The organism is Kocuria cellulosilytica, from assembly GCF_040981245.1.
GTDB lineage: Bacteria > Actinomycetota > Actinomycetes > Actinomycetales > Micrococcaceae > Kocuria > Kocuria cellulosilytica.
Map to the genome: position 1 here is coordinate 129,128 of NZ_JAVFWZ010000008.1, position 23,597 is coordinate 152,724.

General features: G+C 74.8%; 23 protein-coding genes. 12 read left to right on the forward strand and 11 right to left on the reverse strand.

Annotated elements, in window-relative coordinates; all coding sequences use genetic code 11:
- Positions 1–39: 39 nt before the first annotated feature.
- From RCG67_RS12795 to pta, 3 genes are all read right to left on the reverse strand, one after another.
- Positions 40–540, reverse strand: coding sequence for a hypothetical protein (locus RCG67_RS12795; protein WP_368826739.1), 501 nt, complete (start codon positions 538–540; stop codon positions 40–42).
- Positions 541–685: 145 nt separating this feature from the next.
- Entirely contained in the window at positions 686–1,843 is a 1,158-nt protein-coding gene (locus RCG67_RS12800; protein WP_058875530.1) for an acetate/propionate family kinase, read from the reverse strand.
- Positions 1,844–1,901: 58 nt separating this feature from the next.
- Complete coding sequence (gene pta / locus RCG67_RS12805; protein ID WP_368826740.1) at positions 1,902–3,995, reverse strand: phosphate acetyltransferase; 2,094 nt, start codon at positions 3,993–3,995, stop codon at positions 1,902–1,904.
- A gap of 272 nt (positions 3,996–4,267) precedes the next feature.
- Between pta and RCG67_RS12810 the strand changes: the two genes are divergently transcribed.
- Positions 4,268–5,374: an IS110 family RNA-guided transposase gene (locus RCG67_RS12810; RefSeq protein WP_368826741.1), complete on the forward strand. Its 1,107-nt coding sequence runs from the start codon at positions 4,268–4,270 to the stop codon at positions 5,372–5,374.
- Between the two features lie 293 nt (positions 5,375–5,667).
- Here RCG67_RS12810 and RCG67_RS12815 read toward each other — a convergent pair whose 3' ends face one another.
- Positions 5,668–5,925 (reverse strand): metal-sensitive transcriptional regulator, encoded by a 258-nt coding sequence (locus tag RCG67_RS12815; RefSeq protein ID WP_058875528.1) that lies wholly within the window; start codon positions 5,923–5,925, stop codon positions 5,668–5,670.
- A 125-nt stretch (positions 5,926–6,050) separates the two neighbouring features.
- Here RCG67_RS12815 and RCG67_RS12820 point away from each other — a divergent pair, with 125 nt between their 5' ends.
- The 4 genes from RCG67_RS12820 to RCG67_RS12835 all read left to right on the forward strand — a co-directional run bounded on the left by RCG67_RS12820 (position 6,051) and on the right by RCG67_RS12835 (position 8,484).
- Complete coding sequence (locus RCG67_RS12820; RefSeq protein WP_058875527.1) at positions 6,051–6,620, forward strand: rhodanese-like domain-containing protein; 570 nt, start codon at positions 6,051–6,053, stop codon at positions 6,618–6,620.
- A gap of 138 nt (positions 6,621–6,758) precedes the next feature.
- A complete protein-coding gene (locus RCG67_RS12825) occupies positions 6,759–7,076 on the forward strand; it encodes a thiamine-binding protein (RefSeq protein WP_058875526.1) in 318 nt (105 codons plus the stop codon).
- A 14-nt stretch (positions 7,077–7,090) separates the two neighbouring features.
- On the forward strand, positions 7,091–7,615 hold the full coding sequence (locus tag RCG67_RS12830; protein ID WP_368826743.1) for a GNAT family N-acetyltransferase: 525 nt from the start codon (positions 7,091–7,093) through the stop codon (positions 7,613–7,615).
- Positions 7,612–8,484: a spermidine synthase gene (locus tag RCG67_RS12835; RefSeq protein ID WP_368826745.1), complete on the forward strand. Its 873-nt coding sequence runs from the start codon at positions 7,612–7,614 to the stop codon at positions 8,482–8,484. The genes RCG67_RS12830 and RCG67_RS12835 overlap by 4 nt, the downstream gene beginning before the upstream one ends.
- Positions 8,485–8,563: 79 nt before the next feature.
- On the opposite strand, the gene RCG67_RS12840 is transcribed toward RCG67_RS12835, so the two are convergent.
- Positions 8,564–9,127, reverse strand: a complete 564-nt coding sequence (locus RCG67_RS12840) for an NADPH-dependent FMN reductase (RefSeq protein ID WP_368826746.1) — start codon at positions 9,125–9,127, stop codon at positions 8,564–8,566.
- A gap of 295 nt (positions 9,128–9,422) precedes the next feature.
- On the opposite strand from RCG67_RS12840, the gene RCG67_RS12845 reads away from it, so the two are divergent.
- The 3 genes from RCG67_RS12845 (at position 9,423) to RCG67_RS12855 (ending at position 12,237) form a co-directional block, all read left to right on the forward strand.
- Positions 9,423–10,226 carry an SDR family NAD(P)-dependent oxidoreductase gene (locus RCG67_RS12845; RefSeq protein WP_368826748.1) on the forward strand — a complete coding sequence of 268 codons (804 nt, stop codon included), beginning with the start codon at positions 9,423–9,425 and terminating at the stop codon, positions 10,224–10,226.
- Positions 10,227–10,358: 132 nt separating this feature from the next.
- Positions 10,359–11,036 (forward strand): haloacid dehalogenase type II, encoded by a 678-nt coding sequence (locus RCG67_RS12850; protein ID WP_368826750.1) that lies wholly within the window; start codon positions 10,359–10,361, stop codon positions 11,034–11,036.
- A gap of 37 nt (positions 11,037–11,073) precedes the next feature.
- Positions 11,074–12,237 carry an aminotransferase class V-fold PLP-dependent enzyme gene (locus RCG67_RS12855; protein WP_368826752.1) on the forward strand — a complete coding sequence of 388 codons (1,164 nt, stop codon included), beginning with the start codon at positions 11,074–11,076 and terminating at the stop codon, positions 12,235–12,237.
- On the opposite strand, the gene egtC is transcribed toward RCG67_RS12855, so the two are convergent.
- The 4 genes from egtC to RCG67_RS12875 all read right to left on the reverse strand — a co-directional run bounded on the left by egtC (position 12,189) and on the right by RCG67_RS12875 (position 16,708).
- Complete coding sequence (gene egtC, locus RCG67_RS12860; protein WP_368826754.1) at positions 12,189–13,028, reverse strand: ergothioneine biosynthesis protein EgtC; 840 nt, start codon at positions 13,026–13,028, stop codon at positions 12,189–12,191. The two genes, RCG67_RS12855 and egtC, sit on opposite strands and share 49 nt — an antisense overlap.
- A 4-nt stretch (positions 13,029–13,032) precedes the next feature.
- The gene (gene egtB / locus RCG67_RS12865; protein WP_368826756.1) at positions 13,033–14,385 is read right to left on the reverse strand and encodes an ergothioneine biosynthesis protein EgtB; all 1,353 of its coding nucleotides are present in this window, start codon (positions 14,383–14,385) and stop codon (positions 13,033–13,035) included.
- Positions 14,386–14,485: 100 nt separating this feature from the next.
- Complete coding sequence (locus tag RCG67_RS12870) at positions 14,486–15,304, reverse strand: alpha/beta fold hydrolase (RefSeq protein WP_368826758.1); 819 nt, start codon at positions 15,302–15,304, stop codon at positions 14,486–14,488.
- Between the two features lie 54 nt (positions 15,305–15,358).
- Positions 15,359–16,708, reverse strand: coding sequence for a dihydrolipoyl dehydrogenase family protein (locus RCG67_RS12875; protein ID WP_368826759.1), 1,350 nt, complete (start codon positions 16,706–16,708; stop codon positions 15,359–15,361).
- A 273-nt stretch (positions 16,709–16,981) separates the two neighbouring features.
- Between RCG67_RS12875 and RCG67_RS12880 the strand changes: the two genes are divergently transcribed.
- Together RCG67_RS12880 and cysE are read left to right on the forward strand one after the other, a co-directional pair.
- Entirely contained in the window at positions 16,982–17,923 is a 942-nt protein-coding gene (locus RCG67_RS12880) for an ABC transporter substrate-binding protein (protein ID WP_368826761.1), read from the forward strand.
- 105 nt (positions 17,924–18,028) lie between these two features.
- Complete coding sequence (gene cysE, locus RCG67_RS12885; RefSeq protein ID WP_368826763.1) at positions 18,029–18,856, forward strand: serine O-acetyltransferase; 828 nt, start codon at positions 18,029–18,031, stop codon at positions 18,854–18,856.
- Between the two features lie 36 nt (positions 18,857–18,892).
- Here cysE and RCG67_RS12890 read toward each other — a convergent pair whose 3' ends face one another.
- Positions 18,893–19,858, reverse strand: a complete 966-nt coding sequence (locus RCG67_RS12890; protein WP_368826765.1) for an alpha/beta fold hydrolase — start codon at positions 19,856–19,858, stop codon at positions 18,893–18,895.
- The gene (locus tag RCG67_RS12895) at positions 19,855–21,522 is read right to left on the reverse strand and encodes a flavin-containing monooxygenase (protein ID WP_368826767.1); all 1,668 of its coding nucleotides are present in this window, start codon (positions 21,520–21,522) and stop codon (positions 19,855–19,857) included. The genes RCG67_RS12890 and RCG67_RS12895 overlap by 4 nt, the downstream gene beginning before the upstream one ends.
- A 70-nt stretch (positions 21,523–21,592) precedes the next feature.
- Between RCG67_RS12895 and RCG67_RS12900 the strand changes: the two genes are divergently transcribed.
- Both RCG67_RS12900 and RCG67_RS12905 read left to right on the forward strand, forming a co-directional pair.
- Positions 21,593–22,615: an AraC family transcriptional regulator gene (locus tag RCG67_RS12900; RefSeq protein WP_368826768.1), complete on the forward strand. Its 1,023-nt coding sequence runs from the start codon at positions 21,593–21,595 to the stop codon at positions 22,613–22,615.
- 116 nt (positions 22,616–22,731) lie between these two features.
- Positions 22,732–23,595 carry an SDR family NAD(P)-dependent oxidoreductase gene (locus RCG67_RS12905; protein WP_368826770.1) on the forward strand — a complete coding sequence of 288 codons (864 nt, stop codon included), beginning with the start codon at positions 22,732–22,734 and terminating at the stop codon, positions 23,593–23,595.
- The last annotated feature ends 2 nt before the right edge of the window (positions 23,596–23,597 follow it).

Here is a 23,597-nt window from a genome sequence, read left to right on the forward strand (position 1 = left end):
GGCAGCCCGGCCCGCTCCGGTCGGCGCAGCGCGGCCCGGTCAGCGCAGGGCGGCCCGCACGCCGGGGCGGACGGCCACCACGAGCCAGGCCACGTCCACGACCGCCTTGAGCGCACTCGTCAGGAGGCCGGCCGAGACGCCGGTGGGCACCACGAGCAGCAGCGCGGCGTTGGCCAGGGTGCCCAGGAGCGCCATGGACGCGAGGACGATGCCGAGGATCCACGCCCACTGCCGCTGCTCGCGCAGCGGGAAGTACACCAGGGCGTAGAGTCCGGCGGTGACGCCGAGCCCGAGCAGCACGGAGCCGACGAGGACGACCGTGTCGAACGCCGGGCCCAGCGCCGTGGTCTGCTCCGGGGCCGTGAGGAAGCCCACCGCGCTGCCGAGGAGCGCCATCACGAAGGACGCCACGGTGAGCCGCAGGAGCAGCCGCAGGTCGGCGGTCACCGGAGGCCGGGGCGAGCGGTCCCTCGGGTAGGGCGGAGCCCCGGGCGGGGGCGGGCCGCCGTGGGCCCGCGGTTCGTGGGGCTGCTGGGACATCGTCGGTGCCTCCTGGCGCAAGGGTCCGTCACGGGGAAGGGGCCCGGGCAGGGCCCAGCACCGAACCTATCCGCCGGAATCGCTTTCGCGAACACCTAGGGGCCCGGTTGCTGCCTGTGCGGCGGACCGTGACGCCCCGAGCCGCTCAGGCGCCGGGCCGGCCGCCCGCCACGAGGGCCGCGGTCGCGGCCGCGATCGCCTGCTCCTCGTCGGTGGGCACCACGAGCACCTCGAGCGCGGAGTCCGGCGCGGAGATCCGCCGGACCTCCCGGGAGCGGGCGGCGTTGGCGTCGTCGTCGAGCACGACGCCGAGGGCGCCCAGCCGGGAGCAGACGCGGGCCCGGAAGGCCGAGGCGTTCTCGCCGATGCCGGCCGTGAAGACCAGCGCCTGCGCCCCGTCCACGGCCACGTGGTAGCCGCCCACGTACTTCGCCAGGCGGTGGGCGGCCATCTCCAGGGCGAGCTCGGCGCGCTCGTCGCCGCGGTCCGCGGCCTCCTGGACGGCGCGCATGTCGTGGTCGCCGGCGATCGCCCGGAGGCCGGACTCCTTGTTGAGCACGGCGTCGAGCCGCTCGGCGGTCATCCCCGGGTCCCGGCGCAGGACGGCGGTGACCACGGAGGGGTCCAGGTCCCCGGTGCGGGTGCCCATCACGAGCCCCGCCAGGGGGGTGTAGCCCATCGACGTGTCGTAGGACGCGCCGTCCTTGACCGCCGTCACCGACGCGCCGTTGCCCAGGTGCGCCACCACGCAGCTGAAGCGCTCGCGCGGGACCCCCAGGAACTGCGCCGCCCGCCCCGTCACCCAGTCGTGGGAGGTGCCGTGGAACCCGTAGCGGCGGATGCCCCAGTGCTCGTAGAACTCCTCCGGCACGGCGTAGCGCCACACGTGCTCGGGCATCGTGCGGTGGAAGGCGGTGTCGAACACGCAGATCTGCGGCAGGTGCGGCCACGTCTTCTGCACGGCCCGCAGGCCCAGGACGGCGGCGGGGTTGTGCAGGGGTGCCAGCGGGACCAGCCGCTCGATGTCGCGGATGATCTCGTTCGTGGCGAGCACCGGGGCGGAGAAGCGCTCGCCGCCGTGCACCACGCGGTGGCCCGCGGCGTCGATCGTGCGCCCCTCCAGCTCGACCTCGAGGCGCTGGGCGAGCAGCTCGAGGGCCTGCGTGTGGTCCTCGATCTGCGAGCTGCCGATGTTCTCGATCAGCCCGGAGGCCAGCACCGTCCCGCCGTCCGCACCGGCCTCGAGCTCCCGGACCTGGTACTTGAGCGAGGACGAGCCGCAGTTGACGACGAGCACGAGCATGGAGGACTCCCTGGGGCGGTGCGGACGGGGACGGTGGGGCACGGGGCGCCGGGCCGGCTCACATGCCCTGCGCCTGGATCGCGGTGATCGCCACCGTGTTGACGACGTCGTCCACGGTGCACCCGCGCGAGAGGTCGTTGACGGGCTTGCGCAGCCCCTGCAGCACCGGGCCCACGGCCACGGCGCCGGCCGACTGCTGGACGGCCTTGTAGGTGTTGTTCCCGGTGTTGAGGTCCGGGAAGACGAACACGGTCGCCCGGCCGGCCACGGTGGAGCCGGGCAGCTTGGAGGCCGCGATCGAGGCGTCCACCGCGGCGTCGTACTGGATGGGGCCCTCGACCTCGAGCTCCGGGTCCGCGCCGCGCACGATGTCGGTGGCCGTCCGGACCTTGTCCACGTCCTCGCCGGAGCCGGAGCCGCCGGTCGAGTAGGACAGCATCGCGACCTTGGGCTCCACCCCGAACCGGCGGGCGGTGCGGGCGGAGGCGAGCGCGATGTCCGCGAGCTGCTGCGCGTCCGGGTTCGGGTTCACGGCGCAGTCGCCGTAGACCAGCACGCGGTCCTCGAGGAGCATGAAGAACACGGAGGAGACGATCTTCACGCCCTCGGAGGTCTTCACGAACTCCAGGGCGGGCCGGATCGTGTTGGCGGTGGTGTGCGCGGCGCCGGAGACCATGCCGTCCACGTCCCCCAGCTGCACCATCATGGTGCCGAAGTAGGAGCCGTCGAGCATCCGCTCCAGGGCGGTCTCCTTCTGCACCCCCTTGTGGGCGCGCAGCCGCACGTACTCCCCGGCGTACTTTTCGCGCAGCTCCTCGTCGTGCTCGAAGTCCACGAGGGTCAGCCCGTCCTCGGTGAAGTCGAGGTTGATGCCCTCCGTCTGGCACAGCTGGGCGATCCGCCCGGGATCGCCCAGGATCGTGAGGTCGCAGAAGTTGCGGCGGTGGATCATCTCGGCGGCCCGCAGGATGCGGGGGTCCTCGCCCTCGGGCAGCACGATGTTCTTCCGCTCCGCCCGGGCGGTCTCGACGAGCTCGTGCAGGAAGCGCAGGGGCGTGCGCTTGGCGGGGCGCGGCAGGTCGAGGCGGCTCACCAGCTCCTCGCCGTCCACCCGCCGGGCCCACTCGCCGAGCGCGGCCGCGACCTTGCGCGGGTGCGCCCCGGAGAGGGTGCCCCGGGTCCGGGACACCTCGCGGGCGGCCCGGTAGGTGTCCAGCCCGGTGGTCAGCACGGGGAACGGCGCCGCGGCGGTGAGCTCCCGGATCCGCCCCTCGGTGTCGAAGCCCCCCGTCAGCAGCATCCCCGAGGGGACGGGCAGGGCGGGGGAGAGGGCGGAGGCCAGGGACGCGACGACGATGTCGGAGCGGTCTCCCGGCGTGATGACGAAGTCGCCGTCGGCGAGCTGCTCGAGGTAGTGGCCCACGGTCATCGCGGCGATCTTCACGCCCTTGACGTCGCGGTCGAGGGAGACCGTGGACGGGCCGTCCCCGAAGCCGTGCCGGTCCCGCAGCTCGGCCACGGTGGGGGCGGCCACCGCCTCGTTCTCGGCGATGACGTACACGGGCAGGCCCCGCACGCCGCGGGCGGCGTTGTGCTCGATCCGCTCCACCCAGTCGGGGCGGGCCCGGTTGACGATGACCGCGAAGATGTCGCACCGCGCCTGGTTCAGCTCGGCGCGGGTGACCTCGATCGCGTTCAGCACGTCCTCGGGGCTCTCGGACTCGTCGGCGCCGATCACCGCCAGGACGGAGGCGCCCAGGTTGTTGGCCATCCGGGCGTTCATGTCGAACTCGGCGGTGGCCGCGTTGTGCGCCAGGAGGTCGGTGCCGTCCACCACGACCACGTCGCAGTGCCGGGCCATCTCGCCGTAGACGGTCACGGCCATCGCGTCCAGCTCGTCGTGGTCCCCCGCGGCGAGCAGCTCGCGGGTGCGGGCCAGGGAGATGCCGCCGCGGCAGCGCTCGTCCGGGAGGTCGAAGTTGCGCTTCATCAGCTGCACCATCGGGTCCTCCGCCGGCGTCTCCCCGAGGTGGACGGGCCGGAAGTAGCCCAGGCGGTCCGTCTTGCGGAACAGCGAGTCGGCCAGGCCGAGGGCCACGAGCGACTTGCCCGACTGCGGCGTCATGGCGCTGACGTAGATGCCTTGGGTCATGGTGACGGGGTCCTCCGACGGTCGGGCTGGGTCCGTGCCCAGTGTAGGGCCCGCTTCCGGAGGTCCCGGCGGGAATCGCGCCGGTGACCGCACCGTTGCCCCTGCCGGGGCCGTCCGCCCGGCCGGCGCCGCTCAGGCCAGGGATCAGACCGTATGAGGTGACCGGCGGTTTGTGGGTTGGGGTTGCGGGCCGGGGCCCCGCGTACGCAGATTCGTGGGTTACCGGACAAGAACGGTCCTTGCCCGGGTTCCGACATGCGTAGGAGGCCCCGGTGTTTACCGAGAATACGAGCGTGGGACTGGATGTGCACGCACGATCGATCAGCGGCACAGCGATCGACACGACCACCGGTGAGGTGCTCACCCGCCGGCTGGGCCCGGACATCACCGGGGTGCTGGGCTGGCTGGAGGAACTCCGTGAGGGCCACGGCCCGCTGGCGGTGGCCTACGAGGCCGGCCCGACCGGGTACGGGCTGGCCCGGGCGGTGACCGGGGCCGGGCACCGGTGCGTGGTCGCGGCCCCGTCCAAGATCGTGCGCCCGGCCGGGGAGAAGGTGAAGACCGACGCGAAGGACGCGCTGCTGCTGGCACGGCTGCTGCGGATGGGAGAGCTCACCGCGGTGCGGGTGCCGACCGTGGCGCAGGAATCGGCCCGGGACCTGGTCCGGGCCCGCGAGGACGCCCGCCGGGAACTGATGAGCGCCCGGCACCGACTCTCGAAGCTGCTGCTGCGCCACGGGTGCGTGTACACCGGGGGCGAGGCCTGGACCGGCGCCCACGACAGCTGGTTGCGTCGGGTCCGCCGGGGCGAACTGGCCGTAGCCGGGGCCGGGACCCTGGCCGCCTTCGACGCCGGCTACGAGTCCGTGGGCCAGATCCTGGCCCGCCGCCACCGTCTCGACGCGGCGATCCTGGCGGTGGCCGCCGACTCCGAGTTCACCCCGGTCGTGGACCGGTTGTGCTGCCTGCGCGGGATCTCGAGGCTGACCGGGCTCGGGCTGGCCGTGGAGATCGGCGACTGGGACCGGCTCACCGGCGCGAGGATCGGGGCCTACCTCGGGCTGGTGCCCTCCGAGCACTCCTCCGGGGCCAGCAGATCCCTCGGGGGCATCACCAAGACCGGCAACACCCACGCCCGCCGGCTGCTGATCGAGGCCGCCTGGCACCACAAGCCCCGCTATGTGGTCGGGGCGACCATGCGTGAGCGGTGGGCCGCGGCCCCACCGGCCGCGGCCGCCCGCGGTGATGCCGGCAACCGGCGGCTGCACCACCGGTGGAGCGTGCTCACCGCGCACCGCAAACCGCACACCGTGGCCAACACCGCCATCGCCCGCGAACTGGCCGGCTGGTGCTGGTCCCTGGCCGTGATGGAGGACTAGCACCCACAGACTCGTTCACGAGACCGGCACCGGACCGCAGCGCGAGGAGCAACCAGCGCTTGGCCTGTGAGCACCCCACTCCTAGGAGCGGGGCCACGCTCGAGCTCAGACAAGCCCGACGGCTCCTGCCGAAACACGGTCCTGCGGTACCCAACCCGCGCATATCAGACTGACCGCGCGTCGCCACAGACACGCCGCCCCGGGCCCGGTCACGAGAACGACGAAGCGGCGTCCCTCACCGGCCAACGAGGGACGCCGCTTCACCCTGCCCTCTTGACAAGATCGACTACATATCAGGCCAGGGAGAGGAACATCTTCTCCAGCTCGGCCTTGTCCAGGCTCGGGTCCTCCTGGCGCAGGCACTGGTCCAGGCCCGTGGCGATGATGCTGAAGCCGGCCTTGTCGAGGGCGCGGGAGACCGCGGACAGCTGCGTCACCACGTCCTTGCAGTCGCGGCTCTCCTCGAGCATGCGGATGACGGCGCCGAGCTGGCCCTGGGCCCGCTTGAGGCGGTTGATGGTGGGCGTGAGGTCCTGGGGATCGAGTTGCACGGGGCGCTCCTGGGTGTGGTGGTGGGCTTCCACCATTGTATACCCCCTGGGGGATCTTGCATACCCAGGGGGGTATGGTGCATCATGGAGTCACACCCACCGCCACCTCCGGAAGGAACTGCCGCATGACCTCGAAAGTCGCCCCCGCCGAACTGAAGTCCTGGATCGACTCCGGCGAGGAGGTCGCCGTCCTCGACGTGCGCTCCGCCGCCGAGTTCGCCGCCGAGCACATCGACGGGGCCTACAACGTCCCCGTCGACCTCGTGGCCGACCACGCCAAGGACATCGCCGAGGCCCTCGGCGGCAAGGTCGCCCTGATCTGCCGCTCCGGCGCCCGTGCCTCCCGCGCCCAGGAGATCCTGTCCTCGGTCGGCACCGAGAACGCCTACGTCGTCGACGGCACCGTCGACGACTTCGAGAAGGCCGGCGGCGCGGTCGTCCGCGGCGCCTCGACCTGGGCGATGGACCGCCAGGTCCGCATGGTCGCCGGCTCCCTCGTGCTGGCGAGCGTCGTGGGCGGTCAGCTCGTCTCGCCGAAGCTGCGCGCCGTCGCCGCGGGCGTCGGCGGAGGCCTCGCGTACTCCGCGCTGTCCAACACCTGCGCCATGGCCAACGTGCTCTCGAAGATGCCCTGGAACCAGGGCGCCAAGGATCCCTCCAAGGACGCCGTGCTGGAGCAGCTCGCCGCCCAGTGAGCCGCCGGGATCGGTCCGGCGCCGAGCCACGGGCCGCCCGGCCCTGCGACGGCCCCGCCGCCACGCCGTCCGCGTGGCGGCGGGGCCGTCGTCGTCCCCGGGGTTCACCCGGACGCCGCCGGGTGGGAGGATGGGGGCATGCTGGTTGCCTTCTCCGTCTCCCCGTCCGGTGGCGAGAACCCGAGCGGTTCCGTCCACGACGCCGTTGCCGCCGCCGTCCGCGTGGTCCGCGAGTCCGGCCTGCCGCACGAGACCGACGCCATGTTCACCACGATCGAGGGCGAGTGGGACGAGGTCATGGACGTCGTCAAGCGCGCCACCGAGGTGGTGGGCGACTACGGGCCCCGGGTCTCCCTGGTGCTCAAGGCCGACATCCGCCCCGGGCACACCGGGGAGCTGCAGGGCAAGGTCGAGCGCCTCGAGGCCGCGATCCAGCGGCAGGCCATAGAGTCCTGAGCACTGTCCCCGCGGTGGTCCCCCTGCGGGCCGCCGGGCCGTCCGACGCCGAGGCCTGGACCGCCCTGCACCTGCACTGCCTCGACGAGACCTACCGGCCGCTCTTCGGCGACGCCTTCGCCGACCGGCAGCAGGCCGCCGCCGGGCGCACCGCCGGCTACGACCGCGCGCTCCTCGCCGACCCGGCCGTGCGCACCCTCCTCGCCTTCGACGAGGGCGGGACCGCGCTCGGGCTGGTCTCGGCCGGCCCGGCCCCTGCCGCGTGGGAGGAGCGCGCCGGGGTGCCCGCCCCGCTGGTCCCCCGGCAGCTGTTCCAGCTCTACGTGCTCCGGGCCGCCCACGGCACGGGCCTCGGCGCCGCGCTGCTGGACGCCGCGCTCGGCCCCGCGGACGCCTACCTGTGGATCATGGACGGCAACGCCCGCGCCGAGCGCTTCTACGTCAAGCACGGCTTCCGGGCCCTGGCCGAGTCCTTCCCCGCCGGCGGGCCCTGGGCCGGGCAGCACATGCACCGGATGCTGCGGAGGGAACCCGCGTGAGCCGGGCGTCCCGCCGCGCACGGGCCGTGCCGGCGCCCGCGGGGCCCACCGGCCCGGCGGCCGGGTCCTACGAGATCTCGACCGGCACCGCCGAGCTGGTGCCGGACGCGTACGCCCCCGGCTCCTGGGTGCTGCACGTCAACGGCGTCCCCTCCTCCCACGTGGACCCGGAGCACCCCGAGCGGCTCGACTTCGAGTACATGCGCTGGATCGCCGCGCTCGTGCACGCCCATGTGGACGTCCACCTGGACCCGGAGCGGCTGCGGGTCCTGCACCTCGGCGGCGGCGCCTGCTCCCTGGCCCGGTACCTCGCCCACGCCCACCCCGCGGCGCGGCAGGTGGTCGTCGAGCTCGACGGCCGGCTCGCCGAGCTGGTCCGGGAGTGGTTCGACCTCCCGCGGGCCCCGCGGCTGCGGATCCGGGTGGGGGAGGCACGGGCCGTCACGGAGTCGCTGAGCCCCGCCACCCGGGACGTGGTGGTCCGCGACGTCTTCGCCGGCGCCGTGACCCCCGAGCCGCTGACCACGGTCGAGTTCGCCCGGCACGTCCGGCGCGTCCTGGCCCCGGGCGGGCTGTACGTGCTCAACTGCGGCGACACCCGGGACCTCGCCGGGGCCCGCGCCGAGCTCGCCGCGCTGTCCGAGGTCTTCGAGCACGTCGCCGCCGTGGCGGACCCGGCGATGCTCAAGGGCCGCCGCTACGGCAACATCGTGCTCGCGGCCTCCGCCGCGCCGCTGCCGCTGGAGGGTTCGCCCGGAGCGGCCGCGCTGGGCCGGGAGCTGCTGGGCGGCGCGGTGCCCGCCCAGTACAAGGACGAGGCGTGGGCGCGCTCGTTCGCGGGCGGCACCCCGCCGCGCCGGGACCCCTGAGCACCGTGCGTGCGGTCCGGCGCGCCCCGTGCTCCCGGCCGGGCGCCGTCCGCTGCCCGCTCGCGGCGGGGTGCCGGCCCTACGGCCGGCTGCGCAGGGGCGCGAGCGCCTCGGCCCAGGCGACGACCTGGTCGAAGACGGCCTGCAGTGCGCCGGCGGCGTCCTCGGTGGGCGTGAAGGCGAAGTCGTCGTCGAACTCGGAGCCGAACGGCAGGAAGACCTGGGCGCGGACGTCGGCCATCTGCAGCTCGGCCGCGATCAGCCGCCAGGCCTCCACGGCGCGGGTGCCGCCGGCGCTGCCGTAGCTGACGAAGCCGATCGACTTGTTGTTCCACTCCGCGTACAGGTAGTCCACGGCGTTCTTCAGCGCCGCCGGGACGGAGTGGTTGTACTCCGGGGTGACGAAGACGAACCCGTCGTAGGAGGCGATCTTCTCCGCCCAGGCCCTGGTGTGCTCCTTCGAGTACTGCCCCATGGCCGGGGGCATCGGCTCGTCGAGCAGCGGCAGGTGCTGGTCGGCGATGTCCACGAGGTCGAATTGCGCGTCGGCGCGGTCCTGGGCGTGCTCGTGCACCCAGTCGGCGACGGTCCTCGCGTTGCGGTTGGGACGGGTGCTTCCGGCGATGACGGCGATACGGGTCACAGGGCGACTCCTTCGGCCTCGGCTGCTGGTGCGATCGGGGCGCGCACGGTGCGGCGCACCTCGTTCCTCAGCGTAGTGACCGGGCGCGGGAACGGAAGCCCTGGGCCCGGCCCGATCGGTCCCGCCTCGCCCAGCGGCTTGCCCCGGGCGCGTCGCTGGGCGAGGCTGAGCTCGGCACGGCTCACGGGAACTGCGCGCAGGGCGGTGCCGTGTGCCCGATCCCGGGTGGCGTGCGCAGCGGGTCGTCACCGGGGCCGCTGTTCGTCCAGTCCGCACTCGACCGGAGGTGCTTCCCATGGACCTGACCGACCGTTCGATCCTGCTCACCGGAGCCGGCAGCGGCATCGGCCGCGCGCTGGCCCTCGAACTGGCTCAGCACCCGACCCGCCTGGCGCTGGTGGGCCGGCGCTCCGAGCCCCTGGAGGAGGTCGCCGCCCTGGTGCGCCGGCAGGGCGCCGAGGCAGTGGTGATCTCCGCGGACCTGACCGCCGACGGCGCCCCGGCCCAGGTGGTGGCCGCGGCCCAGGAGCAGCTGGGCGGGGTCGACGTGCTGATCAACAACGCCGGCAACGTCCGGGCCGGACGGCTCGAGGCGATCGAGGAGTCCGAGGTGCTGGCGCAGATCGCGCTGAACCTCACGGCCCCGATCCTGCTCACCCGTGCTGCGCTGCCGGCGCTGCGGGCCTCGGGCGAGGGGCTCGTGGTCAACGTTTCCTCCGGCCTCGGCCTGCTGGGGATGGCGTTCTACGCGACCTACGGCGCGACCAAGGCCGGGATCGCCCACTTCGGGGAAGCCCTGCGCCGGGAGCTCCACGGCGAGGGCGTGCACGTGCTCAACGTCTTCCCCGGGGCCACCGACACCCCCATGATGGACAGCTCCGGTGCCCGGGCCGAGCACGGCTTCGACTACGAGAGCCCCGAAGCGGTGGCCGCCGCGACCGTGGCGGGCATGATCGGCGGTGAGCTGACCGTGCTGCGCGGAGAGTCCACGGGGCAGATGCTCGCCCGGAACCGGGAGGACCCGGCCGGCGTGGACCGGATCCTCGCCGCGGGCAAGGCCGAGCTGGAGAAGGTCGTGACCGGGCACTCCAGCCTCTGAGGTCTTTCGAACAGGACAGGGCCACGGTGTCGCCGGTCTCCGTCACTCCGTAGGCTCGACGGCACACCGGCCCTGGCCGGGACGGTGTGCCACCGCCACCAGGAACACCACAACGAGGAACGAGGCGCAACCATGGTGAACAGTCCGGACCTGATCGTGTTCGACGTCAACGAGACCCTCTCCGACCTGGCTCCGCTGGGTGCGGCATTCGACAAGGAAGGAGCGGCGGCGGGCCTGTCGCGGACGTGGTTCGCCGGCATCCTGCGCGACGGCTTCGCCGTGACGGCCACCGGCGGGAACACCGGCTTCGCCGAGATCGCCCAGGACAGCCTGCACCGGCTGCTGAGCGAGCACGGCGTCTCCGCGCCCGAGGAGTCCGTCGAGCGGATCATGGGCACCTTCAAGAGCCTGGACGTGCACCCCGACGTGGTGCCGGGGATCAAGGCCCTGCACCAGGTCGCCGAGCTGATCACCCTCACCAACGGGGCCGCCCAGGTCGCCGAGGCGCTGCTGAGCAGTGCCGGAGTCCGGGAGCACTTCTCCGAGCTGCTCAGCGTCGAGGACGCTCCGGCGTGGAAGCCGGCCCGGTCCGCCTACGACTACGCCGCCACCCGTCGCGGCACGGATCCGCAGGACATGCTGCTGATCGCGGTGCACCCCTGGGACATCCACGGCGCCCACGAGGCCGGATTGCGCACCGCCTGGATCAACCGGACGGGCGCCGAGTACCCCGGGTACTTCGCGCGCCCGGACCTGGAGGCCCCCGATCTGCCGGCGCTGGCCGAGCAGCTCGCAGGCCCGCGCGGCTGAACCCGGGGTAGGCCCACCGCTTCGAGAGGACGGGACCATGGCGATCGACGTGGACGCGGCGCGGCAGGACACCAGGGGGACGGCGCACGCCACCCACCTGGACAGCGCGGGCAGCTCCCTGATGCCCCGGCCCGTGGCGGACGCCGTGGTCGCCCACCTGCGCCGCGAGGAGCTGGTCGGCGGGTACGCGGCCGCCGCCGAGGCCGCGGAGCGCCTGGAGGCGGTCTACTCGTCGCTGGCCCGGCTGATCGGGTCCTCGCCCGGGGAGATCGCCGTGCTGGAGAGCGGGTCCACCGCGTGGGCCGCCGCCGTGTCCCGTCTCCGGCCGGCCGCCCCGCGCGTCCTGCTCGGACGCACGGAGTACTGGCACAACGTCCTGGTCCTGCGTCGGCTGGCCCGCCGGGACGGTCTGGAGCTGGTGGTGCTCGACGACGACGCGCACGGCCAGGTGGACGTGGCGCACCTGCGGCGCGAGCTGGACCGGGGCGACGTCGGGATGGTGGCCCTCACCCACGTGCCCATGGGCGGGGCGCAGGTCCAGCCGGCGGCCGAGGTGGGCCGGGCCTGCCGCGCGGCCGGGGTGCCGTTCGTCCTGGACGCCTGCCAGTCGGCCGGGCAGCTGCCGCTGGACGTGCAGGAGCTCGGCTGCGACGTCCTGGTCGGCACGGGCCGGAAGTTCCTGCGGGGACCGCGGGGCACGGCCTTCGTCCACGTCCGCCGGGAGCTGCTGGACCGGCTGGAGCCCGAGCTGTCAGAGCGCCGGTCGCCGGCGCGCGACGCCGGCGAGGGCCGGGCCCGGCTGCTGGAGAGCTGGGAGACCGGCGTGGCCGCCCGGCTGGGACTGGGCCGGGCCGTGGACCACGCCCTGGAGCTCGGGCCCGAGCCGATCCGGGACCGCGTCCGCGCGCTGGCGGAGTCCCTGCGCGGCCGGCTCGCGGCGCTCCCCGCGGTGCAGGTGCACGACCGGGGCCTCGTCCGGTGCGGGATCGTGACGTTCTCCGTCCGGGACCGGCCGCCCGACCGGGTGCAGGCCCACCTGGCCGGCCAGCGGATCACCGTCTCCACCGCCCCGCTCCCACCGCCGGCGGCAGAGCAGGTCCTGGACCCGGCCCCCGAGCATCAGACCGTGGCGGTGCGGGCCTCCGTGCACTACTACAACACCGAGGAGGAGCTCGACCGGCTGGCTGCCGCACTGTCCTGAGCAGCGCTGTCCCGGGCCGCACCGTCCCGCGCGGGGGTGCTCCCGGTCCGGGCGGAGGCGATGGGGCCCACGTGCACGTGCTCCCGGGTGGCCGTGAGCACTGACCCGTCCGGGACGCAGTACCACCCGGGCCCGTCGTCGGAGGGCTCGCTGGCCACCACGGTCCCGGAGCCGTCCCGGCGCCAGCACAGGGTGTCCCCGGCCGCCGTGGCGGCGATCGTGGTGCCGTCGGTGAGCAGGAGGTTGAACCGGCCCGTGGTGCGCGCCGAGACGTCCTGGACCACGGCGGCCAGTGCCTCCGGTGCCGAGGACCCGGCGGTGAGCCGCTCCTGAACCAGGGCCCAGAGCAGGGCGGAGTCGACGCGCGCCTCGAGGCCCAGCAGGCGGACCGGGGGCAGGGAGGCAGCCAGCGTCTCCACGGACCGCGGCCAGCCGTCGACCCGCCCGTTGTGGCTGAACAGCCACCGGCCGTCCGTGTAGGGGGCGGCCGCGGCCTCGTCGGGGGTGGTGCCCGGCGTGGCCGAGCGCACGGCGGCCAGCACCGCCCTGCTGGTGGTCACCCGGGCCACGTCGGCGAAGGAGGAGTCCGCCCACATCGGCACCGCCCTGCGGTACCGGGCCGGCACGGCATGACCGGGGGCGTACCACCCGGCGCCGAACCCGTCGGCGTTCATGCGGCCGTTGCGCTGGTGCCGGGGCGCCCAGGACTGGGTGAGCAGCCCGTGCTCGGGGGCCAGGAGGAGATCCGCCAGGGACGTCGGCGGGCCGAGGAAGGCCAGGTGGCGGCACACCCGGCTACCGCCCCTCGGCCGCGGCGTCGCGCACGGTGCGGAAGCCGGTGAAGATCTGCCGCCGGACCGGGTAGTCCCAGTTCCGGAACGTGCCGCGGCACGCTGCCGGGTCCGTGGCCCAGGACCCGCCGCGCAGCACCTTCTGCTCGGGCCCGAAGAACACCTCGCTGTACTCCGGGTACGGGAACGCGCGGAACCCCGGGTGCGGCAGGAAGTCGCTCGAGGTCCACTCCCACACGTCCCCGATGAGCTGGTGCACGCCCAGCGGCGAGGCGCCGGCGGGGCAGGAGCCCACCGGCGCCGGGCGCAGGGCCGTCCCGCCGAGGTTGGCGTGGCGGGCCGTCGGCTCCTCGTCCCCCCACGGGAAGCGCCGGGACCGGCCGGTGGCCGGGTCCCAGCGGGCGGCCTTCTCCCACTCCGCCTCCGTGGGCAGCCGGCGTCCGGCCCACCGGGCGTACGCCTCGGCCTCCCAGTAGGACACGTGCTGCACCGGTTCGTCACCGGGCACGGGTTCGACGACGCCGAAGCGCCGCCGCCACCACTGCCCGGCCTCGCGCCGCCAGAACCCCGGGGCGCTGATCCCCGTCCGCTGCCGGTGCGCCCAGCCCGCGGGGCTCCACAGGTCCTCCCGGTCGTAGCCGCCGTCCGCCACGAAGCCCGCGAGGTCCGCGTTGCTGACCGGCCGCGTGTCGATCCAGAAGCCGGGCACGTGGACCTCGTGGGCGGGGCGTTCGTTGTCGAGGGCCCACGGGTCCACCGAGGTCCCCATGGTGAAGGAACCCGCGGGCACGTGCACCTCCCGCGGCAGGCCCGTGCTCCGGGGAGCGCACACGGCGGGATCCAGCGGCTCCGCGTGCAGCACCGGCGCCCCGGTGCGCAGCTGGTGGGTCGCGAGCATGGTCTCGGCGTGCTGCTGCTCGTGCTGGACGATCATCGTGAAGGCGAAGCCGGACTCCAGCAGGGGCGAGCCCTCCAGCGGCACGCGGTCGAGGATGTCGAGGGCCTTGGCCCGGACCTCGCCGATGTAGGCGCGGGACTCCGCCGGGTCGAGCAGCGGCAGCGACGGGCGGGAGCTGCGGGAGTGCTCGAAGGCGTCGTAGAGGGAGTCGATCTCCGGGCGCAGGGGCTCCAGCCCGCCCACGTCGCGGACCAGCCACAGCTCCTCCTGGCTGCCGACGTGCGCCAGGTCCCACACCAGCGGCGACATCAGCGGGGAGTGCTGGGCGAGCAGCTCGGCGTCGTCGCACGCGGTGAGCGCGTGCACACGGCGGCGCGACCGCTCCAGTTCGGCGGCGATGCGCTCCTTCAGCGCCGAGGGGGTCCCTGCGGCGTCCGTGCGCGGATCGGTGTGGTTCATGCGGCGTGCTCCTCGTCCTCGGGGGTGTCGTCCAGCAGGTCTCCGGTACCGGGCCGGCGCGCCGGCCGCTCGTCGGCGGGGCACCGGCCGGCGTCCGGCGTCAGCCGGTGAGGTGCTCGGTCATGGCGTCGGCGACCTGCCGCGGCGAGTCCTCGGTGGGGATGTGCTTGCCCGCGACCTCCACGAGGTCGGCGCCGGGGATCTCCTCGACGTAGCGCCGGGCGAAGCCGATCCTCTGGAACTCGTCGTCGCGGCCCCACACCAGGCGCGTGGGCAGGGCCTTCCGCTGCAGCGCGGGCACGACGTCGAGGGTCCAGCGGGGGTCGGCGGCGGCCGCCATCGCCGTCCACGACCGGGCCCTGGCCGGTTCGTGCCAGGGGGAGAGGTAGTCGGCCAGCTCGTCGTCGCTCAGCTCCCGCACGGTGCTGCGGCGGGTGGACGCGGCGCGGGCCGCGAGCAGGTCCTCGACGGTGGTGGCGGCCCTGACCCCGGGATCGCGGAAGCGTTCGACCGCCGGGACGGGCCAGGAGTCGAACATCACCGAGTTCATCAGCACCATCCGCTGCACGCGGTCGGTCGTGGCGGCCAGGTGCTGGGCGATGCCGCCGCCGATGTCGTGACCGGCCAGGTCGAAGTCGTCCACGCCCAGGGCGTCCGCGGCGTCCAGCACCGTCCGGGCCAGCGCCGGGACGGTCGCCTGCTCGGGATCGAGCTCACCGGCGCTGGCGCCGAACCCCGGCAGGTCCAGGGCGATGCACCGGCGGATCCGCCCCAGGTCCGGCAGCACCGGTTGCCAGACCCGGCTCCAGAAGGTGCCGTGCAGCAGCAGGAGAGGCCGCTCCTCGTCGTCGCCCGCGGTCAGGTACGACAGCTCGGTGCCGTCGACCTCGACCTGCCGGCGCTCCAGGGGGTGCTCCACGGGGGTTCCTCTCGTCGTCGGGCCGGGGACGGGCGTCCTCCTCCGATCCTCCCGCTAGGCGTCGAGCTCGTCCAGGGCGGCCTGGTAGGCCTCGTGGTAGGTGGGGAACTGGGCGACCTGGTCCCGCAGCACGTCCAGCGGCAGCTGCGTGCGGACGGCCAGCGCGGCCTGGTGGATCCACTCCCCGGCCATCGGCCCGACCGCCCACGCCCCGATCAGCACGCCCCGGTCGGCGTCGGCCAGCAGGCCGAGGTGTCCGCGGGGGTCCCGCTCGTAGGTCCAGGGGCGGGCGAGGGACCGGGCCAGGTCCAGCTCGACGGCCGCGGTGCGGATCCCGCGCCGCTCCGCCTGCTCGGCGGTCAGCCCGGCGGCGGCGATCTCCGGGTCGGCGAACACCACCCGCGGGATCCCCTCGTAGGTCGCGGGGCGGGGCCGGCCGAGGACGGCGTCGGCGGCGATCCGCCCCTGGTACTTGGCCACGTGGGTGAAGGGCATGACGCCGGTGACGTCACCGATCGCCCACAGGTTCTCCGCCGCGCGGCAGTGCTCGTCGACGAGCACCTCGCCGTGCTCGCCCAGCTGCGCCCCGGCGTCCTCGCAGCCGAGGTCCCGGGTGCGGGGCCTGCGGCCGGTCCCGAAGATGACGACGTCGGCGGCGGCCTCGGTCCCGTCGTCGAGGGTCAGGACGCTGTCCTCGCCCACGCGCCGGGCGCCGGTGGCCGAGGCCCGCAGGCGGACGTCCACGCCGGCCTCGGCCAGGCAGCTGTGCAGGAGCTCCCCCACCCGGGGTTCCTCCCGGTCCAGCAGCCGTGGGCCGCGGTGGACGAGGGTGACCTCGACCCCGTAGCCGGCCAGGAACGTGGCCGTCTCGACCCCGACCGCCCCGCCGCCGACGATCACCGCGCGCCCCGGCAGCTCGCGGACGGTGTAGGCCTCCCGGTTCGTCCACGCGGTGATGTCCTCGATGCCCTCGATCGGGGGGACGACGGCCTGGGAGCCGGTGGCGACGACGATGTGCTCGGCGGTGATCTCCCGCTCGCCCACCTGGATCCGGCCCGGACCGGTGATCCGTGCTGCTCCGCGGATCACGGTGGCGCCCTGCTCGGCGTAGCTCTCGGCCTGGGCGGAGTCGTCCAGGTGCCGGGCCATGACGTCGCGGTACTCGCGGGCCCCGGCCCAGTCCGGCTCCGGGCCGGACATCCCGGGGGTCCGCCGCACCTCGGTGCGGGCCTCCACGGGCCGCAGGACCGTCTTGGACGGGATGCACGCCCAGTAGGCGCACTCCCCGCCGATCAGTTCCCGCTCGAGGACCGCGACCTTCTGCCCGGCCGCGATGAGCCGGCCGGCCGCGACCTCACCGCCGGGGCCCATGCCCAGCACGGCCACGTCGAAGTGCTCGCTCATGTCTGTACCTCTTCTTCCTGCCCGGATCCCTGCTCGGGTTCCGCGCTGGGATTCCTGGATCGAACTTCTGGGTCCCGGGGGGTGCGCGCCGTGGGAGCGCCGTGGCGGCAGGCCCGACCCCAGTGTGCACCTTTCCCCGCGGAGGTCCAGGGGAGCGGACGGCCGGGCGGGACCGCCCCCGGTCCCGGGAGCGCCCATATACTGGCCGCGCGGCAGAGGGAGGATCCCCACGGCCGGCTCGCCACCCGACCACCGACCGCCAGGAGAACGACCATGACCGCAGCTTCCCCCTTCCGCGCCCGCCGTGCCGCCGGACCCGTGCTGGGCGCCGCCCTGCTCCTGGGCCTCACCGCCTGCGGAGGCGGCGGCGACCCCCTCGCCGGGGACGGGGGCTCCGAGGACGGCGCCACCGGGACCGTGACCGTGGGCTCCGCCGACTTCCCGGAGAACGAGATCCTGGCCCACCTCTACGCCGGGGCGCTGGAGTCCGCCGGGGTCGACACCGAGACGAACCTCGGCATCGGCTCCCGCGAGGCCTACGTCGGCGCGGTCCGGGACGGGGCCGTGGACGTGATCCCGGACTACTCCGGCAACCTGCTGCTCTTCGCGGACCCGGAGGCCACCGCGAGCTCCGCCGAGGAGATCATGGACGCCCTGCCGGACGCCCTGCCCGAGGGGCTCACCGTGCTGGAGCCGGCCGAGGCGCAGAACAAGGACACCCTGGTGGTCACCCCGGAGACCGCCGAGCAGTACGGGCTGACGAGCATCGCCGACCTGGCGGAGGTCTGCGACCAGCTCGTGCTCGCGGCCACCCCCGAGTTCGCCGAGCGGGCCTACGGCCTCGACGGCCTCGAGCAGAACTACGGGTGCGTGCCGGCCTCCTTCGAGCCGATCAACGACGGCGGCGGCCCCCTGACCCTCCAGGCGCTGCTCGACGGCAACGCGGACGTCGCCGACATCTTCAGCACCACCCCCTCGATCGTGGAGAACGACCTCGTGGTGCTGGAGGACCCGGAGAACAACTTCATCGCCCAGCAGGTGGTGCCCCTGACGGCCGAGGACCGGTTGCCCCAGGAGGCGGTGGACGCCCTCAACGAGCTGTCCGGCAAGCTCAGCACGGAGGACCTCATCGAGCTCAACCGCCGGGTCAGCGGCCAGGACCAGGTCAACCCGGCCGAGGCGGCCGAGGAGTGGCTCTCCGCCAACGGGTACTGAGAGCGGGCCCGCGGACGGGGCGGGCCCACGGACACCGACCGGGGCCCACGACCCCGGGACCCCGCGCGGGGCCGGGTCCGGAACGAGGACGGAGAGGACGGCAGCGTGAGCGAGCACGGAAAGGAAGCAACGATGCAGCAGGTGAAGGAACGGCTCGGCGTGTCGGCGGTGTGGGAGATGCTCCGGGAGAGCGCGGCGTCCCCGCAGGAGCCCAGCCTCGAGGGCCTGATGCGGGCCGTCGTCGCGGAGTGCGACTCGTTCGAGGAGAGCCTGTCCGGGCTCATGGCCCACCGGATCGCCGACGAGCACGTGACCCGCGAGGACCTCGTGGTGCTGTTCACGGAGGTGCTCGCCGCGGAGCCGGCCATCGCGGCGAGCGCGGCCGTGGACCTGCTGGCCAGCGTGGCCCGCAATCCCGCGTACCCCAGCGTGCTGGTCCCCTACCTCTTCGCCAAGGGGTTCCTCGGGCTGCAGGTGCACCGGGTGGCGCACCACCTCTGGCACCGGCAGCGCCCGCTGGCGGCCATGTTCCTGCAGAGCCGGGTCTCGGAGGTCTTCTCGATGGACATCCATCCCGGCGCCGCCATCGGGTCGGGGGTCTTCATCGACCACGCGACCGGGGTGGTCATCGGCGAGACCGCGGTGGTCGGCGACGACGTCTCGATCCTGCAGAACGTGACGCTCGGGGGAACGGGCAAGCAGACCGGGGACCGCCACCCCAAGATCGGCTCGGGGGTGCTCCTGTCCGCCGGGGCCAAGGTGCTCGGCAACGTGGCCGTCGGCGACGGGGCGAAGGTCGGCGCGGGCAGCGTGGTGCTCGCCCCCGTCCCGGCGGGGACCACGGCGGTGGGGGTGCCCGCCCGTGTCGTCCGGTGCCGGGCCGGTGAACCGCCCGCCGAGTCGATGGACCAGTCCCTCGACTACGAGATCTGATGGCTGCGTGAGCCGGGGCCGGGGCGCCCGGCGGGGTCAGCGGGCGGAGCGCGCCTGCTCGACCGAGGCCACGAACTCCCGGGCCAGCGCCACCAGCTCCTCGGTCCGCTCGATCTGGGGCATGTGGCCGGTCTCCGGGAAGACGTGCAGCCGGGCCTCCGGCAGGGCCGCGGCCGCGGCCTCGGCGTGGTGGGCGGGCAGCACGGCGTCCGAGTCGCCCCACACCACGAGCACGGGCAGGCCCGACGCCCGCACCCGCTCCAGGAGGGCCCGCCGCCACCCCGGCAGCACTCCGACCACCGGCAGGCCGATGCTGCGGTAGGTGCCCAGGAACGTGGCCCGGAAGTCCGGCTGGGAGCCCACCAGCGCCGCGTGCCGGAGCAGCTCCGGGGTGGCCAGGGCGGGGTCGAAGAAGCAGCTCTGGTTGGAGCGCACCGCGGCGGCCCGCGCGAGCGGGCGGAAGCGGCGGCCCACCACCGGCAGCCGCGACAGGGCGGCCCACACCATGGGCAGGGCGGAGACGTTGGCCTCCCGGCCGAACCCGGCGCTGTTGGCGAGCAGCAGCCCCGCGACCCGGCCGGGGTGCTCGGCGGCCACGGTCATGGCCACGGCGCCGCCCAGGGAGTTGCCCATGAGGTGCACCGGCCGCTCCTCGCCGAGCGCGTCGAGCACGCCGACCACGGCGCGGGCGAACGTCCCGAGCCCCGGCTTCTCCGGGCCGGCGGGGGTGAGCCCGAAGCCGGGGAGGTCCATGCTGAGCACGCGGTGGTCCCGCGCCAGCAGCTCGTGGGCGGCCGCCCAGTCCTCCAGGCTGCGGCCGATGCCGTGCAGCAGCACGACCGGCGGGGCCTCCGCCGCGCCGGAGCGGCGGATGCGCACGGGGCGGCCGGCGACCTGCACCGTCGTCGTCGTGGTGTGCGGCGCCCCGGCCGGGACGTCCCCGGCGGGGGCGTCCGCGGGAGCGGCGTCCGCCGCCGGGTGCGGGGTGTGCCGGCCGGTCATGCGCGGGCCTCCTGGGAGCGGGCACCGCGGCGGGCCGCGGTGCGGGGGACGAGGTCGAGGGTCCGGGACAGCGGGGTGCGCAGGGTGGTCGCGGAGTCCAGCAGGTAGTTCTGCCGCACCCGCCACGGGTGCCGGTCGCCCTGGCGCGGGAACGCGTCGATCGCGCGCCGGACGTAGCCGGAGCTGAGGTCGAGCAGCGGGTGCTCGGCCATCTCCCGGCGCGCGCGGGGCACCACGGCCCCGGCGTCGTGGCGCCGCAGGTGCCGCAGCACCTTGCACACCAGCCGGTGGGTGAGGTCGGCGCGCAGGGTCCAGGACGCGTTGGTGTAGCCGATGCACAGCGCGAAGTTCGGCACGCCGGTGAGCATCGCCCCGTTCCACACGAACTGCTCGGACAGCTCCACCGGCGTCCCGTCCACGGTCAGGACGATCCCGCCGAAGGGGAGCAGCCGCAGACCCGTGGCGGTGACCACGAGGTCGGCCTCGAGCACCCGGCCGCCGCTCAGCCGGACGCCCTCCGGCACGAACGTGTCGATCGTGTCCGTGACGACCTCCGCCCGCCCCTTCCGCAGGGCCTTGAACAGGTCCGCGTCGGGCACCGCGCACAGCCGCTGGTCCCAGGGGTCGTAGGACGGGGTGAAGTGCTCGGCCACGAGCTCCTCCGAGCCGAGCATCCGCGCGGCCCGGGACGTGAAGAACTGCCGGGCCGCGGCCGGGCGGCGCCGGCAGAACTGGTACACGGCCGTGCTGAACAGGATGTTCTTGGCCCGGACGGCCCGGTGGGCGAGTCCCGCGGGCAGGACCCGGCGCAGCGCGTCGGCCCGCCGGTCGCGCCCGGGCACGGCGCTGATCCACGTGGGGGAGCGCTGCAGCATCGTGACGCTCGCCGCCTCGGCGGCCATGGCCGGCACCAGGGTCACCGCGGTGGCGCCGCTGCCGACCACCAGCACGCGCCGGCCCGTCCAGTCCAGGTCCTCGGGCCAGAACTGGGGGTGCACCACCCGGCCCCGGAAGTCGTCCAGGCCCGGCAGCACGGGGTCGTGGCCGCGGTCGTAGTCGTAGTAGCCGGCGCACGAGTACAGGAACGAGCACGTCATGGTGCGCTCGTGCACGGTCCCGTCCTCGTCGCGGACCTCGAGGCCGAGGGTCCAGCGCTGCTCGGCCCCGGACCAGTCGGCGGAGACCACCCTGGTGCGCAGGCGCAGGATGCGGTCGATGCCGAACTCTTGCGCCGTCTCGTGGATGTACGCGAGGATCGACGGTCCGTCGGCGATGGACTGCGGGTCCCGCCACGGCTTGAACGAGTAGCCGAGGGTGAACATGTCGGAGTCGGAGCGCACGCCCGGGTAGCGGAACAGGTCCCAGGTCCCGCCCAGGTCGTCCCGCGACTCCAGCACCGCGCAGGACAGCTCGGGGCACTCGGTCTGCAGGCGGTAGGCGGCGCCGATGCCGGACAGGCCGGCCCCGACGACGACGACGTCCCGGTGGTCGGTCCCGCCGGAACGGTCGCCGGGGGAGTCGCCGGAGCGGTCTCCGGGGAAGTCCCCGCGGGAGCTCCCCCGGGAGTTCTCGGGGGAGTCGCCGGAGGCGTCGCGGAGGGGCTCGGCGGGGATCGTGCCGGGGATCCCGCGGGGGATCCCTCCGGCCGTGGAAGGTGCTGGCATGGTTCCAGGATCACCCGGCGCCCTGGGGGAAGACTTGACGCTGGGCGACAGATGCTTGACCCTGGGCGACATGACGGTCATCCGGTCCGCGGGTCTGCGCGGCTTCCGCGCCGCGGTCGCGGAGCTCGGCGGCAGCGCCGAGGCCCTGGCCGACGCCGCCGGCCTGCCCCGCGCCGCCCTGGACACCGACGACCTCTTGGTGCCGGAGCGAGCCGTGGGGCGGGTGCTCGAGACCGCCGCCCGGGAGCTGGGCTGCCCCGACCTGGGGCTGCGGGTCGCCGCCCGGCAGGACCCGGGCGTGCTCGGCCCGCTCGCCCTCGCCGCCCGCCACTCGGAGACGGTGCGCGACGCCCTCGAGTGCACCTCCCGCTACCTGTTCGTCCACGCCCCGTCCCTCGAGCTGGCGCTGGTGCAGGACCCCTACGGCGCCCGCGGGGTGACGGCGGTGCGCTACGGCGGGTCCGCCGCGACCGCCCGGGACCCCGGGCGGGGCAGCCCCCAGGGCACCGATCTCGGCCTGGGCCTGCTGCACCGGGCCCTCACCTCCCTGGTGGGCGGCCGCTACGGGCTGCGCACGGTCGAGCTGGCCCACCGCCCGGCGGCGCCGCTGCGGGCCTACGAGGAGTTCTTCGGGGCGCCCGTGCGCACCGGCCGCCCGGAGGTCCTCCTGCGCCTGCCCACGAGCACGCTCGCCCGGCCGCTGCACGGGGATGCCGGGGTGCGGCAGGTGGCGCTCGCCTTCCTCGACACCCAGCTCCCCGGGGCCGGCTCCGCGTGGGCGCCCCGGGTCCGCGGCGTGCTGGTGCAGCTGCTCGGCACCGCGGCCCCGGAGATCGAGGCCGTGGCCCGCGTGCTGGACCTGCACCCCCGCACCCTGCAGCGCCGGCTCGCCGAGGAGGGCACCACCTTCGGCGCCGTGCTCGACGAGACCCGGCGCAGCGCCGCCCTGCGCTGGCTCACCAGCACCGACGTCCCTCTCGGCCAGATCGCCGGGCTGGTCGGGCTCTCGGAGTCCTCGGCCCTCACCCGGTGCGCCCGCCGCTGGTGGGGCGTCCCGCCGCGGGACGTCCGCCGGGGCGTCCGGGCCGCCTGACGGTGTCGCAGGACGTCAACTTCCTGTCGCGGAGGGTCAAGCGGCGGCACGGGTCCGCCCGCACACTGGACAGCGGGCCCCGCGCCCGCCCCGCGCCACGACCCCAGGAGCAGCCCGTGTCCCCGTCCGCACCCTTCCGTTTCCCCGGCGCCACCGCGGTGCTCACCGGCGCCGCCTCCGGCATCGGCGAGCAGCTCGCCCACGGCCTCGCCGCCCGCGGCGCCCACCTGGTGCTCCTCGACCGGGACGCGGCGGGGCTCGAGCGCGTCGCCGGGGCGATCCGCGCCGGGCACCCGGACCTGCCGGTGCGCACGGTCCTCGCCGACCTGGCCGAGCTGTCCGCGCTGCCGGGCGTGGCCGGGCGGATCCGCGCCGAGCACCCGCGGATCGACCTGCTGGTCAACAACGCGGGGGTGGGCCTGGGCGGGACCTTCGAGGAGGTCTCCGCCGAGGAGTTCGACTGGCTCATGGACATCAACTTCCGGGCGCCCGTGGTGCTCACCCGCGAGCTGCTGCCCGCCCTGCTCGCCGCCCCCGGCAGCCACCTGGTCAACCTCTCCAGCCTGTTCGGCCTCATCGCCCCGCCCGGGCAGGTGGCGTACTCCGCGAGCAAGTACGCCCTGCGCGGGTTCAGCGAGGGCCTGCGCCACGAGCTGGCGGGCCGGGTGGGGGTCACCGTGGTCCACCCCGGCGGGGTCCGGACCCGGATCGCCGAGACCGCGCGCACCCCGGCCGGTGTGCCCGAGGAGCGGGCCCGGAAGGACCGTGAGGACTTCGCGGGGCTGCTGAGCTATCCGGCGGAGCGGGCGGCCGCCGACATCCTGGGGGCGGTGGAGCGGCGCCGCGGCCGGCTGCTCGTGGCCCCCAGCGCCGTGCTGCCGGACCTCGTGGCGCGGCTCCTGCCGGGCTCCTACTGGCCGGTCCTGCGGCACGCGCCGCGGCTCCTGCAGCGCCTTCCCGGGCGGCGGCGCCGGGCCTAGGC

Bases quoted from the DNA above. Each gene is read 5' to 3' on its own strand.
- RCG67_RS12820 (WP_058875527.1), top strand. From the start codon at position 6,051: ATGACCTCGAAAGTCGCCCCCGCCGAACTGAAGTCCTGGATCGACTCC.
- pta (WP_368826740.1), bottom strand. From the start codon at position 3,995: ATGACCCAAGGCATCTACGTCAGCGCCATGACGCCGCAGTCGGGCAAG.
- RCG67_RS12890 (WP_368826765.1), bottom strand. From the start codon at position 19,858: ATGACCGGCCGGCACACCCCGCACCCGGCGGCGGACGCCGCTCCCGCG.
- RCG67_RS12875 (WP_368826759.1), bottom strand. From the start codon at position 16,708: ATGAGCGAGCACTTCGACGTGGCCGTGCTGGGCATGGGCCCCGGCGGT.
- RCG67_RS12900 (WP_368826768.1), top strand. From the start codon at position 21,593: ATGACGGTCATCCGGTCCGCGGGTCTGCGCGGCTTCCGCGCCGCGGTC.
- RCG67_RS12795 (WP_368826739.1), bottom strand. From the start codon at position 540: ATGTCCCAGCAGCCCCACGAACCGCGGGCCCACGGCGGCCCGCCCCCG.
- RCG67_RS12855 (WP_368826752.1), top strand. From the start codon at position 11,074: ATGGCGATCGACGTGGACGCGGCGCGGCAGGACACCAGGGGGACGGCG.
- egtB (WP_368826756.1), bottom strand. From the start codon at position 14,385: ATGAACCACACCGATCCGCGCACGGACGCCGCAGGGACCCCCTCGGCG.
- RCG67_RS12880 (WP_368826761.1), top strand. From the start codon at position 16,982: ATGACCGCAGCTTCCCCCTTCCGCGCCCGCCGTGCCGCCGGACCCGTG.
- RCG67_RS12800 (WP_058875530.1), bottom strand. From the start codon at position 1,843: ATGCTCGTGCTCGTCGTCAACTGCGGCTCGTCCTCGCTCAAGTACCAG.
- RCG67_RS12895 (WP_368826767.1), bottom strand. From the start codon at position 21,522: ATGCCAGCACCTTCCACGGCCGGAGGGATCCCCCGCGGGATCCCCGGC.
- RCG67_RS12845 (WP_368826748.1), top strand. From the start codon at position 9,423: ATGGACCTGACCGACCGTTCGATCCTGCTCACCGGAGCCGGCAGCGGC.
- RCG67_RS12850 (WP_368826750.1), top strand. From the start codon at position 10,359: ATGGTGAACAGTCCGGACCTGATCGTGTTCGACGTCAACGAGACCCTC.
- RCG67_RS12825 (WP_058875526.1), top strand. From the start codon at position 6,759: ATGCTGGTTGCCTTCTCCGTCTCCCCGTCCGGTGGCGAGAACCCGAGC.